This is a genomic window from Bradyrhizobium sp. SOJA106, from assembly GCF_059448745.1.
This window is the reverse complement of record NZ_CM182549.1, coordinates 1,297,788-1,316,891: the sequence shown is the minus strand read 5'-3', so window position 1 is coordinate 1,316,891 and position 19,104 is coordinate 1,297,788. Positions and strand designations below refer to the sequence as shown.

Here is a 19,104-nt window from a genome sequence, read left to right as displayed (position 1 = left end):
ACTGCGGCTTTTGAACAAAATCGGCCTCGCCCCGCGAGGCCGATTTTTTTCATGTTTCCTTTTGGCGCGACTTTTGTCCCACCTCTTAATCTTCGTTAACCATATCGAAACCATCACCTAGGCAATAATTGCCCAGTCGGCCGCTCTTGGAATGCGGGTCGAAGCTGTCGGGGCGGTTGCTTGCAAGGTCTTGCGGATTTCTTAAAAAGTATCGGTGCCGCCCGGTTCGGGGCGATGATCGCGGTCACCGCCGCGCTCATCGGCTTCTTCGCCTTCGTCATCATGCGCGTCACCACGCCGCAGATGACGACCCTGTTCACCGACCTCAGCGTCGAAGATTCCTCCAGCATCATCAAGGACCTGGAACGCCAGGGCATCCAGTTCGAGCTGCGCAATGAGGGCAGCATCATCATGGTGCCCAAGGACAAGGTCACGCGGCTGCGCATGAAGCTCGCCGAGGGCGGCCTGCCCAAGGGCGGCGGCGTCGGTTACGAGGTGTTCGACAAGTCGGACGCGCTCGGCACCACCTCCTTCGTCCAAAACATCAACCACCTGCGCGCCCTCGAAGGCGAGCTCGCCCGCACCATCCGCGCCATCGACCGCATCCAGGCCGCCCGCGTCCACCTCGTGCTGCCCGAGCGCCCGCTGTTTGCGCGCGAGGCGCCGGAGCCGTCGGCCTCGATCGTGGTCCGCGTCCGCGGCTCGCTGGAGGCGCAGCAGATCCGCGCCATCCGCCATCTCGTCGCTTCCGCCGTCAACGGGCTGAAGCCGCAGCGGGTCTCGATCGTCGACGAGGCCGGCCAGCTGCTCGCCGACGGCGCCGCGACCGACCCCGAGCAGGCGGTCGGCGATGAGCGCCGCATCGCCTTCGAGAAGCGGATGCGCAAGCAGGTCGAGGACATCGTCTCCTCCGTGGTCGGCTCGGGCCGCGCCCGCGTCCAGCTCTCGGCCGATTTCGATTTCAACAAGGTCACCCAGACCTCGGACAAGTTCGACCCCGAGGGCCGCGTGCTGCGCTCCAGCCAGACTCGCGAAGAGCAGAGCATGACCGCCGACAACAACGGCCAGGTCACCGTCAACAACGAGCTGCCCGGCAACCAGCAGAACAACGGCGTTGCGGCCAAGGACCAGAGCAAGAAGACGGAAGAGACCAACAATTACGAGATCTCCCGCACCACCAAGACCGAGGTGACGGAAGCGGGCCGGGTCAACCGCATCTCGGTCGCGGTGCTGGTCGACGGCATCTATTCCAAGAACGAGAAGGGCGAGCTGGCCTATCAGGACCGCACCAAGGAGCAGCTCGACCGCATCGCCGCGCTGGTGCGCTCGGCGATCGGCTTCGACCAGAAGCGCGGCGACCAGGTCGAGGTCGTCAACCTGCGCTTTGCGGATGCGCCCTCCACCGCCCCGATCGGCGAACCTGGCGGCTTCCTTGGCATGCTCCAGTTCACCAAGGACGACGTCATGTACTTCGTCGAGCTCGGTGTGATGATGCTGCTCGGCCTGGTCGTGCTGTTCATGGTGATCCGCCCGCTGGTGAAGCGTATCCTCGCCTCCGATGAGGTTGCCGCGGCCATCTCCGGCGTCCTCGCAGGTCCCGCCGCAAGCGACGAGGCCGCGCCTGCCGCCGGCGGCCAGCCGCTCCTGCCGGGCGGCGCCGCCAGCGCGATCGACGTCGCCACCATTCAGGGCCAGGTCCACGCCCAGTCCGTTCACCGCGTCGGCGAGCTCGCCGAGCGCAACCCCAACGAAACCGTCGCCATCATCCGCCAGTGGCTCACTGAGCCAGCCAAGTAATTAGCCAAGTGAATCAAGAAGTGATCTGACATGGCCGCCTCGCTGCAAAATGCCAACTCCAACGACATCACCAGCGTGATCTCCACGCTCGGCCAACGCGCCGGCAACCGTGCCGGCGGCAAGACCGAGGCGCTGTCCGGCCCGAAGCGCGCCGCGATCCTGATGCTGGCGCTCGGCGAGCAATATGGCGGCAAGATCTGGAGCCTGCTCGATGACGACGAGGTGCGCCAGCTCTCGCTGGAAATGTCCACCCTCGGGACCGTCGAGGTCGACACCGTCGAGGACATGCTGCTCGAATTCGTCTCGCGCATGTCGGCCTCGGGCGCGCTGATGGGCAATTTCGATGCGACCGAGCGCCTGCTGCAGCAGTACCTGCCGCCGGAGCGCGTCAACGGCATCATGGACGAGATCCGCGGCCCGGCCGGACGCAACATGTGGGAGAAGCTCTCCAACGTGCAGGAAGAGGTGCTCGCCAACTACCTCAAGAACGAATACCCGCAGACCATCGCCGTGGTGCTCTCGAAGCTGAAGTCGGAGCACGCCGCCCGCGTGCTCGGCATCCTCCCCGAGGAGCTCGCGCTCGACGTCGTCAACCGCATGCTGAAGATGGAAGCCGTGCAGAAGGAGGTGATCGAGAGCGTGGAGAAGACGCTGCGCACCGAATTCATGTCCAACCTGTCGCAGACCCGCCGCCGCGACGCTCACGAGGTGATGGCGGAAATCTTCAACAATTTCGACCGCCAGACCGAAACCCGCTTCATCACCTCGCTGGAAGAGGACAACCGCGAATCCGCCGAGCGCATCAAGGCACTGATGTTCACCTTCGACGACCTCGTGAAGCTCGATTCCGGCTCGGCCCAGACCCTTATGCGCAACGTCGACAAGGACAAGCTCGGCGTCGCGCTCAAGAGCGCCAACGAGGACGTCCGCAACTTCTTCTTCGGCAACATGTCCTCGCGCGCGGCTAAGATGCTCCAGGACGACATGGCGGCGATGGGTCCGGTTCGCCTGCGCGACGTCGACGAGGCGCAGGCGCTGCTGGTCAATCTCGCCAAGGACCTCGCCGCCAAGGGCGAGATCATGCTGACCAAGAACCGCGCTGACGACGAGCTGGTGTACTGATGGCCGCCCCGGCAAAATTCCTGTTCGATACCGACTTCGCGGCGCCCGAGCGCTCGCCGCGCGAGAAGGCCGCGAGCGCGGCCGAGATCGCCCAGAAGGTCGCCGAAGCCGAGGCGCGCGCCTATCAGGATGGCTTTGCCGCCGGCCAGCGCGAAGCCAAGGCCGAGAGCGATCGCCGCGTCGCCCTGGCCATGGAAGAGATCAACATCGGCATCCGGGGCGTCGCTGCCGGCATCGGCAACATCGAAACCAGGATGGAAACCGAGGCGGTCGAGGTCGCGATTGCGGTGGCGCGCAAGCTGTGCGCCGACCTCGTCGCCGCCGAGCCGCTCGGCGAGATCATGGCGCTGGTCAAGGATTGCTTCTCGCACCTGGTCGCGACGCCGCATCTGGTCGTCCGCATCAACGATGCGCTCTACGACGCGGCCCGCGAGAAGATCGAGCGGCTCGCCAAGCAGAGCGGCTTCGAGGGCCGGCTGGTGATCCTGGCCGAACCTGAAATTGCCACCGGCGATTGCCGGATCGAATGGGCCGATGGCGGTGTCGTGCTGGAGCGCGGCGCCATCGCGGCCAAGATCGACGAAATGGTCGGACGCTATATCGCGTCCCGGAGGGGGAGCTAAGCCATGAGCGACACCGACGGACAGGTCCCGCTGCCCGATCTCAACGGCCCGCTGCCGCCGACCAGCGCGGACATCGGCTACAACGAGGACGAATATGCGGCGCGCGCAGCCGCGGACCTCGAAGCCGTGTTCGACGTGCCGGTGCAGGTCTCCGCCGTGCTCGGCCGCTCCAAGATGGATGTCGGCGAGCTGCTCAAGCTCGGGCCCGGCACCGTGCTCGAGCTCGACCGCCGCGTCGGCGAGGCCATCGACATCTACGTCAACAACAAGCTGGTTGCCCGCGGCGAAGTCGTCCTGGTCGAGGACAAGCTCGGCGTGACCATGACCGAAATCATCAAGACCGAGCGCACGTGATAACGCGCAATAGCGCGACCAGACGGACAGGAGACTGACATGCGGCTTCTCATCGTTGGCACATTGAAGGGCCAGCTCACCACCGCCACCAAAATCGCGATGGAGAACGGCGCCACCGTGACCCATGCCGAGGATCACGAGCAGGCGATGCGCGTGCTGCGCGGCGGCAAGGGCGCCGACCTCCTGCTGGTCGACGTCGCCCTCGACATCCGCGACCTCGTGATGCGGCTGGAAGCCGAGCACATCCACGCCCCGATCGTCGCCTGCGGCATCACCAACGATGCCCGCGCCGCGGTCGCCGCGATCCATGCCGGCGCCAAGGAATACATCCCGCTGCCGCCGGAGCCGGAGCTGATCGCCGCGGTGCTGGCCGCCGTCGCCAACGATTCCCGCGAGTTGGTCTATCGTGACGACGCCATGGCGCGCGTGATCAAGCTGGCGCAGCAGATCGCAGGCTCCGATGCCTCGGTGATGATTACCGGCGAATCCGGCACCGGCAAGGAAGTGCTGGCGCGCTACGTCCACACCCGCTCGGCGCGCGCCAAGCGCCCGTTCATCTCGATCAACTGCGCTGCGATCCCCGAGCATCTGCTGGAATCCGAGCTGTTCGGCCATGAGAAGGGGGCCTTCACCGGCGCGGTCGCCCGCCGTATCGGCAAGTTCGAGGAGGCGACCGGGGGCACCCTGCTGCTGGACGAAATCTCGGAGATGGACGTCCGCCTGCAATCCAAACTCTTGCGCGCCATCCAGGAGCGCGTGATCGACCGCGTCGGGGGCACCAAACCGGTGCCGGTGGACATCCGCATCATCGCGACCTCGAACCGCAACCTCGCCGAAGCCGTGCGCGAGGGCACGTTCCGCGAGGACCTGCTGTTCCGCCTCAACGTCGTGAACCTGAAGATCCCGCCGCTGCGCGAGCGTCCCGCCGACATCATGGAGCTCGCCCAGCACTTCGTGAAGAAATATGCCGAGGCCAACGGCGTGCCGATGCGCCCGATCTCGGCGGAGGCGCGCCGGGTGCTCTCCACCAACCGCTGGCAGGGCAACGTCCGCGAGCTCGAGAACACCATGCATCGCGCGGTGCTGATGGCGCAGGGCGACGAGATCGGCCCCGATGCGATCATCACCCCGGACGGCGATCGTCTCGACCTCGCCAAGACGCCCCCGGCCGTGGCGCACGCCACCATGGCCGCCGAGCAGGTGACGCGCGCGCTCGTGGGACGCACCGTCGCCGACGTCGAACGCGACCTGATCCTGGAGACGCTGAAGCACTGCCTCGGCAACCGCACCCACGCTGCCAACATCCTCGGCATCTCGATTCGCACCCTGCGAAACAAGCTGAATGAATACGCCGACGGCGGCATCCCGATCCCGCCGGCGGGCACGCCGGGTGAATATCCGCGGATGCCGATGGTGGGGGCGTAAAGCGCCCACGCTGGTTGAGCGATACGCATGCCCGGGCTGGTCCCGGGCATTTTCGTTTTCACCACACGCACTAGCGCCGGCTCCGTGATGCTAAGGGCGAAGCACGATGCAACGCATCGGGCGCGGCGCCTCGACGGATGCACGGCCACCGCGGCAGCCGGTGTCGTCCTTCGAGGCCGCTGAGAAGCACCTCAGGTGACGGATCAGAAGGCCTCGAACCGGACGGACCAACCCGATCGGCGGCTGCAAGCAAAGTGAAGCAGTTCACAAGCCAGATGCGCCGGGAGCGCTAGAGTGTGGATGCAGCGCGGCGTGATGTCCGCCGGGTGCCGCATCCACCTTGCGAACGTCCTTCAAACCGAAAGGACAAGCCATGAACTATTCGTCGTGGACGATTTCCCGCCTGTCGCTGATTGCAATGCTGATCATAGCCGCGGCGCCGCTTGCGCGCGCTGACGTGATCATGGACTGGAACGCCAAGGCCGACGCGATCGCCGCCGAGAAGCAAATTCTTCCGGCGCCGCACAGCCGCGCCTTGTCCATGATGCACGTCGCGATGTTCGAAGCGGTCAACGCGATCGACCACCGCTACGCGCCTTATAAGCTCTCTTTGTCCGCCGACCGTTCGACATCGCGCGAAGCCGCAGCGGCAGTTGCAGCCCACGACGTGCTGCTGTCGATCTACCCAGACCTCAAGCCCGATCTGGATGCGACGCTGACGAATGCTTTGGCACCGATTGCCGACAGCGACTCCAAGACCGCCGGCATCGCGCTCGGGAAAGAGGCTGCGCTGCGGATCATCGAGCTTCGCGCCAGGGACGGCAGCAGCGCCGTGGAAACGTACCGACCGCTGACCACGCCGGGCGCCTATGTTCCAACCGCGGTCCCGCTCTTCTCGACCACTGGCGCGACGACGCCCTGGGTCATGACGTCGGGATCGCAGTTCCGCCCCGGACCGCCGCCGGCGCTCGATTCAGAGGTCTGGACCAGGGACGTCAACGAAATCCGCGAGGTCGGCGGCCGAGGCAGCCTGACCCGGACGCCTGAGCAAACCACGATCGGCCGCTTTTGGCTCTTTGTCGGCGCCCGCACCTACAACCCGATCGTGAGGCAGGCTGCGATGGCGAAGGGCATGGATCTCGTCGACTGCGCCCGTCTGTTCGCCTTGACGTCGATGACCGGCAACGATGCCATCGTCGCCGTGTTCGACGCCAAGTACACTTACAATTTCTGGCGCCCCATCACCGCCATCCGCAATGCCGATCTGACGGCGAACGCCGCAACGCCTCGCGATCCGTCCTGGCTGCCGCTCGGCGACACGCCGATGCATCCGGAATATCCCTGCGCGCACTGCATCGTCTCGGCCGCGATTTCGACCGTGCTGCAAACTGTCGTTGGAGATTTTGGCGAGTTCTCGCTGACCAGCCCCACCGCACCGGGCGTCACGCGCAAATGGTCGCGGCTCCAGGACTACAGCGACGAAGTCTCCAACGCGCGCATCTGGGCCGGCTTTCACTACCGCTTCTCGACTGAAGTCGGCAAGGACATGGGCCGAAAGATCGGCGCGCTGACCGTCGCGACGCAGCTCCGCGGTGTGGAGGCGATGGCACAGCCGAGCCGCTAGGCCGGCTGCCGTTTCGAAGCGCCGAACACATGGCCGCATCGCATTCGGCGACTAGGTCGCGCCTGCGCAAGGTCCTATAACCTCCCGTGAGAACCACGCGAGGATGACAATGTCTCAAGCTCAAATCACGGACTGGCTGGCGTCGCAGAAGCAGGCCATGATCGACCTGCTGCGCGATGTCGTGAACATCGATTCCGGATCCTATGACAAGGAGGGCGTCGATGCGGTCGGTGCGCGGTTCGAGCGGCATTTTGCCGAGCACGGCATTCCCTGCCGGCGCGAGAGCGATGCCACGTTCGGCGATGCCATTCATGCCGAAGTCGCAAAACCCGGCAGCAACGAGAAGCCGGTGCTGTTGATGGGGCATCGCGACACCGTGTTCGGCAAGGGCGAGGCCGGGCGGCGGCCGTTCACGATCAAGGACGGCCGCGCCTACGGGCCCGGCGTCGCCGACATGAAGTCCGGTCTTGTCATGAACGTGTTCGTGGCGACCGCGTTCCACAAATTCGGCGGCGCGCCGCATCCGATCAAGGTGCTGATCACCTCGGACGAGGAAATCGGCTCGCCATCCTCCCGTCCGGTGATCGAGCGCGAGGGACGCGCGGCGCGTGCCGTGTTCAATTCCGAGCCGGGCCGCCCCACAGGCAATGTCGTGACCGGGCGCAAGGGCGGCATTTTCATGCACATGGCCATCACCGGCAAGGCCGCGCATTCCGGCGCCAACTTTGCCGCCGGCGTCAGCGCGATCGGCGAGCTCGCGCACAAGATCGTCCACATCCACGCATTGACCGATCTCGACAAGGGCATCACGCTCAATGTCGGCCTGGTCTCCGGAGGACAGTCGGTCAACACCACGGCGCCTTACGCCGAAGGCCAAATCGACCTGCGCTATGTCGATCCCGCCGATCGCGCGCGGATCATGGGCGCGATCGAGGCGATCGTCGCGACATCTTACGTGCGGGGCACCAGCGCGACGCTGACGATCAAGGGCGAGTTCGTGCCGGTGGTGCAGAGCGCGGAGTCGAAGGCGCTGTTCGAGAGCTATCAGGCGGCGGCAAGGCAGGTCGGCCTTACGACCCTTCAGGGCGAGTTCTCGGGCGGCTGCGCCGATTCCGGCTTCACCGCTGCCGTGGGCACGCCGACCATCTGCGGCCTCGGGCCGGTCGGCGGTCTTGCGCACACGCCGGAGGAATATCTGGAGATCGACAGCATCGTGCCGCGCGCGCAGGCCTTGGCGCTGGCGATTTTGCGGGGGTAGCCACACCCTCGTCGTCATGCCCGGGACAAGCCGGGTCAAGCCCGGCGATGACGAGGAGAGAGCCTCACGAATAACTCGGCGCATCCGGCTTGCGGAAGATGTGGATGGGGTCGCCGGGAATGATCGGCTGACCGCGGAACGTCGCATAAGCGTAGAGCGCGAGATAGGCGATCGCCAGCGCGCCGATGGCGTAGAAGGCGAAGGTCGCGACGCGCTTCATCGTTCCGCTCCATTGCCGTCCCGGCGGAACGGCTCAGGGCGCTTCTAGAGCGATGAGGAGCAAAAGACCAGCCTGGGGAGGGCGATCAAACGCCGCGGCGGGCGCGCGAGGGAACGCTGACATCGGCGAGCTTTGCCGCGTCCTCGTCCTGGTCGACCGCCACATATTGCCCGTGCCAATAGGCCAGCGCCGCGTTGCGGGTCGAGTTCCTGACGTCCCTGACACGGCCGATGACGATGCCATGCGAATGGCGCTCGACGATCTCCTCGACCTCGCAGTCGAACACCGACAAGGCCCCGACCAGCAGCGGAACACCCGAGACCGCCGTCACCCAGTGGCTGCCGGCAAAGCGATCGGCGCCCTTCAGCCCGCCCTTGCCGGCAAAGCGCTCGGCGATATCGAGCTGGTCGGCATTGAGGATGCTCACGCCGAAGGCGCCGTGGCGCTTGATCAGCGGGAAAGAGGAGGCATCGCGGTTGATGCTGACCAGCAGCGTCGGCGGCTCGACCGACAGCGAGGTTACGGATGTGACCGTCATGCCGCTGATGTCCTTGCCCCGCCCGGCGGTGATGACGCTGACGCCGCCGGTGAGATGGCGCATGGCGCCGCGGAAATCGGCGGGCGAGACGGGAATTTCGGTCATGAGGTCGCGGGGCACTACATTCATGGCATGCTCCCCGAAGCGGGGTTCCTCTTTATCTAGGTACGATCGTCCGCCGACAAAAGATGGCTCAGGATCGAGCCTTCGAGGCCGGCGAGCTCGACCGAGCCGCGTTCGCGCGGCCGGACGGCGTTAACCGTGACGTCATGGGCGATGCGACCCTCCTCGATCACCAGCACCCGGTCGGCCAGCGCGACGGCTTCGGAGACGTCGTGGGTCACCAGAATCGCGGTAAAGCCCTGGTCGCGCCAGACCCGCTCCAGGAGACGCTGCATCGAGATCCGGGTCAGCGCGTCCAGCGCGCCGAGCGGCTCGTCGAAGGCGAGCACGCGCGGGCGCGACACCAGCGCGCGAGCGAGCGCGACGCGCTGCTTCTGCCCGCCCGACAGCACCGAGGGCCACTGGTCGCGCTTGTCGGCAAGCCCGACCTCGCCCAGGGCTTTCTCGGCCCGCGCATGCGCATCGGCGGAGGCACGATCACGACCAAGGCCGACCTCGACATTGGCGAGCACGCGTGCCCAGGGTAACAGCCGCGGCTCCTGGAACATCACGCGAATGTCTTCCGCCTGCACCTCGTCGCCAAAGCTGATGCTGCCGGCATCGATCTTTTCGAGGCCGGCGATGAGACGCAGCAGCGTGCTCTTGCCGCAACCGCTCTTGCCTACGATGGCGACGAACTGGCCGGCAGGGATGTGCAGGTCGATACCACGCAGCACCTCGTTGTCGCCGAAGGATTTGCGCAGGCCCCAGATGCTGAGCGGCAGACCGCTGGCCTGCACCGGCCGGTCCTCGCGCAGCACGCGGGCGTGCGGCGCGAAACTGGCGCGGCTGGCGAGCTCGGTCTCGGGAAGAGAGGTACGAAGCGCTGTCTGCATGTGATTCCCAGTATTCTTGCTCAACGTTTCTGGAAGGCGGGGTGCCAGGAGAGCGTCAGACGCTCCAGCACGCGGGAGGCGCTGTCGGCGAGCTTGCCGAGCAGGGCGTAGATCAGGATCGAGAGCACGACGACGTCGATCAGCATGAACTCGCGCGCCTGCATCGCCATGTAGCCGAGCCCCGACGAGGCCGCGATGGTCTCGGCGACGATGAGCGTCAGCCACATGATGCCGAGCGCGAAGCGGATGCCGACGAAGATCGAGGGCAGCGCGCCCGGGAAGATCACGCGGCGGAACAATTCGCCGTCGGTCATGCCGTAGATGCGGCCCATCTCGATCAGCTGCGGATCGACGGTGCGGATGCCGTGCAGCGTGTTGAGGTAGATCGGGAAGAACACGCCCAGCGCCACCAGGAACAGCTTGGCGCTCTCGTCGATGCCGAACCAGAGGATGACCAGCGGGATCAGCGCCAGATGCGGCACGTTGCGCACCATCTGCAGCGTGGTGTCGGTGAGCTTGGCCGAGAGCTGCGACAGGCCGTTGGCGAGCCCGAAAGCGAAGCCGATGCCGCCGCCGATCAGAAAGCCGATCGAAGCACGCCAGAACGACACCCAGATGTTGCGGCCGAGCTCGCCGGAAAGCAGCAGCTTCCAGCCGGCGAGCACGACGTCGCTCGGTGCCGGCAGCACGCGCGTCGGCACCAAGCCGGTGACGCTGGCGACCTGCCAGATCGCGATGATGGCGAGCGGCACGATCCACTGGATGAGACCGTCGACGCGCGGCAGGCGGACGCCGCGCGGAAGTGAAACGCTGTCGATCAGACTCATGACTGGGACACCCTGTGCTGCGGACGGTAGTCGCTGCCGACCGTTTCGCCGAAGGGACCACCATTGAAGTGCAGCTTGGTCACGTTGCTCGGCTGCTCCAGCGAGAGCAGCGGGAACACCAGCTCGGCGAAGCGATAGGCTTCCTCGAGATGCGGGTAGCCCGACATGATGAAGGTATCGATGCCGAGATCCTGATATTCCTTGATGCGCGCCGCCACCGTCTGGGCGTCGCCGACCAGCGCCGTGCCGGCGCCGCCGCGCACCAGGCCGACACCGGCCCACAGGTTCGGGGCGATCTCGAGCTTGTCGCGCCTGCCGCCGTGCAGCTGCGCCATGCGCTGCTGGCCGACGGAGTCCATGCGGGCAAAGTTCTTCTGCGCCCGTGCGATTGTGTCGTCGCTGACATGCTTGATCAGATCATTTGCAGCGCGCCAGGCTTCCTCGTTGGTTTCGCGGACGATCACATGAAGTCGGATGCCGAAGGAGAGCTCGCGGCCGCGTGCGCTCGCGATGTCCCTCACCTTGGCGATCTTCTCGGCGACCAGCGCCGGCGGCTCGCCCCAGGTGAGATATTTGTCGACGGTGTCCACCGCGACATCGATACCGGCATCCGACGAGCCGCCGAAATAGAGCGGCGGACGCGGCGACTGCACCGGCGGAAACAGCAGCTTGCCGTCCTCGATGCGGATGTGCTTGCCCTCGACGTTCACCGCCTTGCCGGCGAGCAGGTCGCTATAGACGCCCAGGAACTCGCGGGTGACCTCGTAGCGCTCATCATGAGCGAGGAAGATGCCGTCGCCCTTGTTCTCGACGGGATCGCCGCCGGTGACGACGTTGACGAGCAGCCGGCCGCCTGTGATGCGGTCCAGCGTCGCGGTCATGCGCGCGGCAACGCTCGGCGATTGCAGGCCGGGGCGAACGGCGACGAGATAGCGCAGCCGCTCGGTGAATGGCGCAACACTCGAAGCGACGATCCAGGAATCCTCGCAGGAACGCCCGGTCGGCAAGAGCACGCCGTAATAGCCGAGCTGATCGGCGGCCTGGGCGATCTGGCGCAGATAGTTGAAGTTGACCTCGCGGCCACCGATGCCGGTGCCGAGATAGCGGCCGTCGCCATGGGTCGGCAGGAACCAGAGGATGTTGGCGTTGCTTGGCTTGCTCATGATTCTGCTCACGATCCTGACTTCCGCGCGACGTCGGAAATCTTGATGGATTTGGGAATCAGGCCCAGCGCGAAGAACGCGTCCGCAACCTGCTGCTGGTCGGCGATGACGGCATCGGTGATCGGCTTGATGCCGTAGGCCTGCCGCTTCAAGGCCACCTCGACCACCGGGACCGAAAGCCCGATCGCCGGCGCGAGCTGCTCGGCGACCGCGTGGATGTCGCCCTTGGCCCAGTCGTCGACCGCGCTGAGCTCGGCGAGCACGGCGTCGACGACCTTCGGATTGGCGTCGAGGAATTTCTTCGAGGAGAAGTAGAACTGGTAGTTGGCGACGATGCCGGTGCCGTCGGCCAGCGTGCGCGCGCCGGTGGCGGTTTCCGCGGCAGCCTGGAACGGATCCCAGATCACCCAGGCATCGACCGCGCCGCGCTCGAAGGCGGCGCGGGCATCGGCCGGTGCCAGGAAGATCGGCTCGATCTCGGAATATTTGACGCCCGCCTTCTCCAGCGCCTTGACCAGGAGATAGTGGACGTTGGAGCCCTTGTTGAGCGCGACCTTCCTGCCCTTGAGCTCAGTGACCGATTTCAGCGGGCTGTCCTTCGGCACCAGGATCGCCTCGCCTTTCGGCGCGGGCGGCTCATAGGCGACATACTGGATCGGCGCGCCGGCGGCCTGCGCGAAAATCGGCGGGGCTTCACCGGTGTTGCCGAAATCGATCGCGCCGACATTGAGCGCTTCGAGCAGCGGCGGGCCGGAGGGAAATTCGGTCCACACCACGTTGTAGCCGTCGGCGGCGAGCTTCGGCTCCAGCGTGCCCTTGCTCTTGAGCAGCACCAGCTTGCCATATTTCTGGTAGCCGATGCGGACCACCTTGTCCTGGCCGTAGGAGGTGCCGACCGCGGCGGCGACGATGCCGATCGACAGCATGACGGCCGCGATCAGACGCTGGATGATACGCCTCATGTTCAAACCCTTGTGCGTGGGAAGGTTGGTCGGCACGGTCAGGCGGCCGGGTTGCGCCAGACGATGTCGCGGATCACGATCGGCTTCGGGATCAGGCCGAGCTTGTGGAAGCGGTCGGCGACGCCCTGCTGGGTCGCGACGATGTCGTCGGTGACGGGGCCGACCACGAAGGACGAGCGGTTGGCCGCGATGGTCTGGATATCAAGCGGAATGCCGGTGACGGCAGCGAGCGATCTCGCGACCTCGTCGCGGTGCTGCTCGGCCCATTTCGCGGTCGCGGTGGTGACGTCGACGATCTGCTGCAGGACCGCGCCGTGGCTCCTCGCGAAATCGCGGTTGGCGATGTAGAAGGAGTTGGTCTTGGTGACCTCCCGTGCATTGATCAGGATGCGGCCGTTCTGCTTGGTCTCGCCGATCGCGAAATACGGATCCCAGATCGCCCAGGCCTCGATGCTGCCATTGGCGAAAGCGGGGCCGGCGTCGGGCGGCGTCAGGTAGACCGGCGTGATGTCGGCATAGGTGAGCCCCGCCTTCTCCAGCGTCTGCACCACGATGTTGTGGGCGCTCGAGCCCTTGGTGAAGCCGATGCGCTTGCCCTTCAACTCGGCGATGGCGCGGATCGGCGAATCCCTGGGCACCAGGATGCCCTGGCCGTTGGTGATCGGCTGTCCCGCGGCATAGACGATCGCGGCGCCTGCGGCCTGGGCGAACACCGGCGGGGAATCGCCGACCGCGCCGTAATCGATGCTGCCGACATTCATCGCTTCCATCATCGGCGGCCCCGAGGAGAACTCGACCCACTTCACCTCGATGCCTTGCGCCGAGAAATGTTTTTCCAGCGCGGCCTGCTGGCGCGTGATGACGAGCACGCCGTTCTTCTGGTAGCCGATACGAATCTCCTTCACCGCGCCTTGCGCGATTGCGGGCGATGCGAACGCAGCGGCGGCGGCCGTTCCAACGGAAAGCTTGAGGAAGTCACGACGCTGCATTCATCACTCCAGGCCGCACGTGGCCGTCGTTCATTGCGATGCGGCAATGATGGTGTGGGTCGGCGGAGCTGTCGAGACATCGGGAAAAATAGCGATGCGCGCACTGCGCGCGTGGCGGCGCGCATGAATAATCTTTCAACCGCTCGCAGTGATGCAGACGGAATTTTTCCGCACGCGAATGTGAGAGCGGCACGGATTCGTCCGACGCTCTCACGGTCAGAACAAAAACGCGAAAACAACCCCATGCACAGTAGATTGGGGCGAGCGCAAACAATGCCTCCCGTTTATCCGAAGAAGATTTGACACGTCGGGCAAAACAGGGGCATAATGCCATCATCGCGGTCGGCATCACCGTGGCCCGGAGCTCCCTCCATCACCTCCGCTGTCGTTCCCGGCGCAGGCTGGGAATCCAGTACGCCGCGGCGCCTCCGATCCAACGACCGTCTCTGGGATACTGGATCGCCCGCCTTCGCGGGCGATGACACCGTTCGTGCGCAGGGGCCGGCCTAGTGCAACCACCTCATCGGCAAATTCTGCAAGCCCCGAAACGCCCATCCGCCGATCCGTACCGGCTCGTCATCGGCAATCTCGATCCGCGTCGCGCGGGCGAACACGGTCGGCAGCGCGACGTCGGCGATCATCGCGCGCGATGCGAAGGCGCCGGCGCAGAAATGCGGGCCGGCGCCGAAGGCGACGCTCTTGGACGTGTCGCGCCGCACGTCGAACTGATCGGCGCGCTCAAAATGCGCTTCGTCGCGATTGGCCGAGCCGAACATCAGGAACACGCGCTCGTCCAGCTCGAACGTGACGTCCCGGATGTTCCACGGCTTGGCGATGCGGCGCGGCGACATGCCGATCGGCGAGATCCAGCGGGCATATTCCTCGAAGGCCTGGAGCCAGGACACTTCACCGCGCCTGACAAGATCGAGCTGCTCGGGATGGGTCAAGAGCGCCCACACCGTGCCCGCGATCGCCTTGCGCGGCTCGTTCTGGCCGCCCGAGATCGCGAGCTTTACATTTGCGCGTACGCTCTCCATCGGCATGCCGGAGGCGAGCAGAACACCCAGAATGCTCTGGTCGGGCTTCTTGCGCATCACCGGCAGGATGTCGTCGATCGCCGCATCGATGCCCGATGTCGCGGCGTGGCAGCGCGCCTCGACCGCGGGATCGCCGGCATAGTTGGCGATGCCCTCGATCATGCCTTGCGACCACACATCCATGTCCTGGTATCGGATGTTGGTGAGGCCGGTGATCGACTTCAGGCATTCGCCGGCGAACGGCAGCGCGAAGTCGCGCATGAAGTCGATCCGCCCAGGGGCGATCGAATCGAGGATGCGATCGGCATGAGCCTGGAACAGCGCGGTCCAGTGCGCCTTCACCGTCTTCGGCGAGATCGTCGGAAACATCGCGCGCCGCTCGGCCTGATGCGCCTCGCCGTCCTTGCGCATCATGTTGTGGCCCATCAGCCGGTTCATCAGGCCGGCGGGCTGGTGCGAGGAGAATACGTCGATCTGCTTCTCGGAGATCGAGATGTCGTCGCGGCTCGTCAGCAGCGTCGAGCCGAGCTGCGGCACGAACGCGATCGGCGCCTCCTTGCGCATTTTGGCGAGCATCGGATAAGGGTCGGCCCAGAAGGCGGCCGGGTCGATGTCGATACGCGGCGCGGTGCTCAAGCCTGGCTCCCCTGGATTCTCGTTTCCTCCAGGTCAGACTAGCGCGCCGCGGCGCCGGCGTCTGTCCCTAGCGACAGGGACAGGCGGAGCTACTGGGCCTCGGCGATCCTCGGTCCGGATGACAGCATCTGCGCGTTGGCCGCCAAGGGCCGCTTCGATGGCGATGCCGGGTCCGGCAACCGGAACGCGGCGTCGGACGGCGCGCCCTGGAATGGCCGGCGGGCAACGGTTGCCGGGAGCACGATCACCTTCGCTCCGACTTTCACCCGCTCATAGAGGTCCACGACGTCCTCATTGGTCAGCCGGATGCAGCCGGACGACACCCGCTTGCCGATCGTGTCGGGCTTGTTGGTGCCGTGAATTCTAAATTCGGTCTCGCCGAGATACATCGCCCGCGCGCCGAGCGGATTGCCGGGACCGCCTGCCATGAACCGCGGCAGATAAGGCTGACGCCCAATCATCTCCGCGGGCGGACGCCAATCCGGCCATTCTGCCTTACGAGCCACAGTCTGCTCGCCTGACCATGCGAAGCCCTCGCGACCAACACCGATGCCGTAGCGCATCGCTTGCGTGTCGCTCAGAACGAAATAAAGGAACGTGTTCTTGGTATCGATGATCACGGTGCCTGGGGGCTGGCGGCTGGCATAGTCAACCACCTGCCGGACCAATGCTCCGGGAACCTCAGCGTCGGCTTTTGGTGGTTCGACCAGCGGCGCCGGGGTCGGAATCGGAGCCGGAGCCGGCGCGGATGCATGAACTGGCGGTGCGACGTAGACCGGCGTTGAAGATGCCTTGGCTTCCTGTGCGGACGGCTTGCGTGCCGGTTGCACGCTCGCCGGGCGAGACAGCAAACCGTAGCCCAATGCGGCGACGGCTACGGCGCCAATTGCGACTCTCGCGGCCATGGGTATCGCGAGGGCCGCTGCCTTTCCACGCTTCGCCCGCTTACTCATGTCTCTGCCCAGGTCACCATGCCCAAGAGACGTACCCAGCAAAATTTAAGAAACTTCGAAGCGATTTCGCTCGGACGGGAGCCGTTCGCTATGGTTAACGCCGGACTCTTGTTCGGCGACATCAAAGTTGTGGGCACCACTTGATATTTGGCCGGCGACGGGCTCTTGCGGACGTTACGCCGAGCACCGCTGGATTGATACAGCTTGCGGGGGAGCTTCTTGATAATCTCCCGCAGCTCGAGGGTATACTCCTCGACGGTGAGCGTCATCCAAGCGTGACGGTTCGGATTCTCGTTCACCACCCGTTCGGCAGGGACTGAACAGGGCAATACCGGCAAGAAACCTCCGCTCCACCGGCGCAGTCCAACTACTAGATTTCATGAGGAAGGCGAGTGCTGCGCATGTGCAGTGTTCGGCGAGCCCACAGGCAGCTCCTCGTCATACAGGCGGTTGACCCTGTCTCGCATTACGCCATAGCACTCGCATGCAATCGTCTCGAGCCGCGCTCGGTCGATCTCCAGCATTCCTCGCTGTTCTGAAATGATGCCGCCGGCGGCTCGAACTTTGCGCATCGTCAGCGTCACAGTCGTTCGGCGCACCCCGAGGAGTTGTGCTAGCGCCTCCTGCGTTAACTGAATTCGGCTATCCGCAACTCGGTCGTGAATGTCGAGCAGCCATCGGGCCATACGGCATTCCACCGAATGGACCGCGTTGCAGGCTGCTACGTTCTGAAGCTGCAACAATTGCGTGCGAAAATGGAAACGAAGAACACGCCTGATCGCAGCGCTTTGCTCAAAGGCACGCTGCAATTGCGGAACATGTACATGGAGCGCGGTTCCGGCCACATAGGACGTTGCCGTGACTGGCGACCTCGACCGCAAGGGACTTAGAACGGAGAGAGCGCCGACCGCTCCTTCTGAGCCCATGAGAGTGGACGCGACAATATGACCGTCCGACATTTCGACTAAGAACGATATGGCGCCGCTGAGGGGAAAATAGACCTGCTTGAACTCGTCTCCTGTTCGCACCAGCACATCATCGAAGCCGAAAGACATTTTCTGAAGGTGGGGCGCAAGCAAGTTGAAATCGGCTGGGGGCAACGCCGCCAAAAGCCTATTCCCATGGCGGGTCTGGAGCGCCATCGCGGATGGTCCCTGAAACCGCGCGAAACTACCAAGACTGAAATCCGCGCTAAGCGCGCACGTTCCTAACTGGCCTGTTGTCCGTAGTCCAAACTGTCGCTTCCGGTCATGATCGCCGATTGGCAACTCGACCGAATATTTCCGTCCACCTCAATGAGCTGACGCCAGGGTTGCGCTCCTGGCGAGGCAACATTCGTAAAATGAAAGAGGCCGCCAACTGAAGCGGCCTTAGTATAGCTCCCAATTCTTTCGGGCGCTCTTTTGCGAAGAGCCCGGCATCAATCTTCTAGTCCGGTACTGCTAGTCGCAACGGCGGATTCTGCGGACCGAACCGTCGTCGCGCTCGATCGTGACGGTGCGGCATTCACCGCGATATCCGCGATCATATCCGTAAGCGCGATAAGCGGGTCGATCGTACTCTCGATAGTAGCGCCGCTCCGGGCCCACTCTCACGCCGCCGAGCGGAGTATCAACGGCAACTTGAGCTGACGCGGGTGCAATGGAGATCGGGGTGGCGATCGCGAAACCAGCGACCGCCAGTACACCGGCCAATAGCAGAGTTCTCATGCGAGTTCCTCCTAAGTTATTGCAATTGCTCTCCAACATCCCAGGCAGGGGCAAGGTTCCTGCACGAACTCATCCGAATGGCGAGCGGCCCAGACTTAGTCGCCGGCGTCGGATGAATACGGACAGCGCTAGCTCGCGGCGCATATTCCTGAATCAAACAAATGCTGAGCGGAATGTCTGTTGGGGGTCAATCGCGCCGGGTCGGCCCGGCCAAAATGGCGTCCGGGTTTACCCCTTAGGGCCGACGTCTAGGCGTCGAGCGTAGCCTGTCGCGATGCGGCAGCAGCGGACGTCAACGTGGCCTGAAATGAAAGAAGCCGCCAACGGAGGCGTCTTTCTAGTGTCTCGTCGGGATAGCCGGGGGAAACTTCGCTAACCACGCGCCCCTTCTCGTCTCGCACTTGGATTGTCATCTCGCCAAGGTAGGAACTCGACGCCTCTTGCTCTGCCTGAGAGACGAAACAGAGAGAGCGCGCAGGGCTTCGTCCTGCGCTGCTTTCGAATTTTTCAACTCGATCCCTTCCTCGTCAACGACGAGCGAATAGCCATCGCTCAAGTCGAAATAGTGCCTCGTCATAGGTCACCGCATAGGTGCGATCACGACGAAGGAGAGACAGACCACTAAGGTTGCGGTGCTCAAAACAACCACGACTAACGCCTGCTGCTTAAGCTGATCCAGCTTTCGCTCCATGGCAGCCTCCGGCTTCAGTACCGGATTAATTAACCTGCGTTAGCTTTGTTCCGCGGCTTGGCAATCTGTTTGGCAGGTACGGGCATGGCCGACGGTCCGGCGTGGAGGGTTGCGCTGCTTGGGATAGGCCGAGAAAGCTGTCTCTCATTCCCAGCGCTCTGCGGGTCGTATCCCTGTG

Annotated in this window: 20 protein-coding genes; 7 read left to right on the top strand and 13 right to left on the bottom strand. The window is 64.6% G+C overall.

The features are described from left to right. Positions 1-180: 180 nt before the first annotated feature. From fliF to AC5V87_RS06135, 7 genes are all read left to right on the top strand, one after another. Positions 181-1,797: a flagellar basal-body MS-ring/collar protein FliF gene (fliF, locus tag AC5V87_RS06165; RefSeq protein WP_456840885.1), complete on the top strand. Its 1,617-nt coding sequence runs from the start codon at positions 181-183 to the stop codon at positions 1,795-1,797. 30 nt (positions 1,798-1,827) lie between these two features. Continuing rightward, positions 1,828-2,919: a flagellar motor switch protein FliG gene (gene fliG / locus AC5V87_RS06160; protein WP_456840886.1), complete on the top strand. Its 1,092-nt coding sequence runs from the start codon at positions 1,828-1,830 to the stop codon at positions 2,917-2,919. Next, on the top strand, positions 2,919-3,542 hold the full coding sequence (locus tag AC5V87_RS06155) for a FliH/SctL family protein (protein ID WP_495370286.1): 624 nt from the start codon (positions 2,919-2,921) through the stop codon (positions 3,540-3,542). The genes fliG and AC5V87_RS06155 overlap by 1 nt, the downstream gene beginning before the upstream one ends. Positions 3,543-3,545: 3 nt before the next feature. Beyond that, a complete protein-coding gene (gene fliN / locus AC5V87_RS06150; protein WP_456840888.1) occupies positions 3,546-3,896 on the top strand; it encodes a flagellar motor switch protein FliN in 351 nt (116 codons plus the stop codon). 39 nt (positions 3,897-3,935) lie between these two features. After that, positions 3,936-5,321, top strand: a complete 1,386-nt coding sequence (gene flbD / locus AC5V87_RS06145; RefSeq protein WP_456840889.1) for a sigma-54-dependent transcriptional regulator FlbD — start codon at positions 3,936-3,938, stop codon at positions 5,319-5,321. Between the two features lie 373 nt (positions 5,322-5,694). Continuing rightward, positions 5,695-6,945, top strand: a complete 1,251-nt coding sequence (locus AC5V87_RS06140) for a vanadium-dependent haloperoxidase (RefSeq protein WP_495370285.1) — start codon at positions 5,695-5,697, stop codon at positions 6,943-6,945. A 109-nt stretch (positions 6,946-7,054) separates the two neighbouring features. Then, entirely contained in the window at positions 7,055-8,203 is a 1,149-nt protein-coding gene (locus tag AC5V87_RS06135) for a M20 family metallopeptidase (protein WP_456840891.1), read from the top strand. A gap of 64 nt (positions 8,204-8,267) precedes the next feature. Here AC5V87_RS06135 and AC5V87_RS06130 read toward each other — a convergent pair whose 3' ends face one another. From AC5V87_RS06130 to AC5V87_RS06070, 13 genes are all read right to left on the bottom strand, one after another. Next, a complete protein-coding gene (locus AC5V87_RS06130; RefSeq protein ID WP_027560941.1) occupies positions 8,268-8,423 on the bottom strand; it encodes a hypothetical protein in 156 nt (51 codons plus the stop codon). Positions 8,424-8,508: 85 nt separating this feature from the next. After that, positions 8,509-9,090, bottom strand: coding sequence for a flavin reductase family protein (locus AC5V87_RS06125; RefSeq protein WP_456840893.1), 582 nt, complete (start codon positions 9,088-9,090; stop codon positions 8,509-8,511). Between the two features lie 32 nt (positions 9,091-9,122). Beyond that, the gene (locus AC5V87_RS06120; RefSeq protein WP_495370284.1) at positions 9,123-9,959 is read right to left on the bottom strand and encodes an ATP-binding cassette domain-containing protein; all 837 of its coding nucleotides are present in this window, start codon (positions 9,957-9,959) and stop codon (positions 9,123-9,125) included. A 20-nt stretch (positions 9,960-9,979) separates the two neighbouring features. Continuing rightward, positions 9,980-10,786, bottom strand: coding sequence for an ABC transporter permease subunit (locus AC5V87_RS06115; protein ID WP_495370283.1), 807 nt, complete (start codon positions 10,784-10,786; stop codon positions 9,980-9,982). Further along, on the bottom strand, positions 10,783-11,949 hold the full coding sequence (gene ssuD, locus AC5V87_RS06110; protein WP_495370282.1) for an FMNH2-dependent alkanesulfonate monooxygenase: 1,167 nt from the start codon (positions 11,947-11,949) through the stop codon (positions 10,783-10,785). Before ssuD ends, AC5V87_RS06115 begins: the two co-directional genes overlap by 4 nt. An 8-nt stretch (positions 11,950-11,957) precedes the next feature. Further along, a complete protein-coding gene (locus AC5V87_RS06105; RefSeq protein WP_495370281.1) occupies positions 11,958-12,911 on the bottom strand; it encodes a sulfonate ABC transporter substrate-binding protein in 954 nt (317 codons plus the stop codon). A gap of 38 nt (positions 12,912-12,949) precedes the next feature. After that, positions 12,950-13,900, bottom strand: coding sequence for a sulfonate ABC transporter substrate-binding protein (locus AC5V87_RS06100; RefSeq protein WP_495370280.1), 951 nt, complete (start codon positions 13,898-13,900; stop codon positions 12,950-12,952). 506 nt (positions 13,901-14,406) lie between these two features. Then, positions 14,407-15,573 (bottom strand): cytochrome P450, encoded by a 1,167-nt coding sequence (locus AC5V87_RS06095; RefSeq protein WP_495370279.1) that lies wholly within the window; start codon positions 15,571-15,573, stop codon positions 14,407-14,409. An 89-nt stretch (positions 15,574-15,662) separates the two neighbouring features. Beyond that, entirely contained in the window at positions 15,663-16,526 is an 864-nt protein-coding gene (locus AC5V87_RS06090; protein WP_495371833.1) for a L,D-transpeptidase, read from the bottom strand. Beyond that, on the bottom strand, positions 16,523-16,864 hold the full coding sequence (locus AC5V87_RS06085; protein ID WP_495370278.1) for a hypothetical protein: 342 nt from the start codon (positions 16,862-16,864) through the stop codon (positions 16,523-16,525). Before AC5V87_RS06085 ends, AC5V87_RS06090 begins: the two co-directional genes overlap by 4 nt. Before the next feature lie 39 nt (positions 16,865-16,903). Next, a complete protein-coding gene (locus tag AC5V87_RS06080) occupies positions 16,904-17,668 on the bottom strand; it encodes a Crp/Fnr family transcriptional regulator (protein ID WP_456840901.1) in 765 nt (254 codons plus the stop codon). A 300-nt stretch (positions 17,669-17,968) separates the two neighbouring features. Beyond that, positions 17,969-18,235 carry a hypothetical protein gene (locus tag AC5V87_RS06075; RefSeq protein ID WP_495370277.1) on the bottom strand — a complete coding sequence of 89 codons (267 nt, stop codon included), beginning with the start codon at positions 18,233-18,235 and terminating at the stop codon, positions 17,969-17,971. 409 nt (positions 18,236-18,644) lie between these two features. Then, positions 18,645-18,812, bottom strand: a complete 168-nt coding sequence (locus tag AC5V87_RS06070; protein WP_495370276.1) for a DUF6894 family protein — start codon at positions 18,810-18,812, stop codon at positions 18,645-18,647. Positions 18,813-19,104 lie beyond the last annotated feature (292 nt).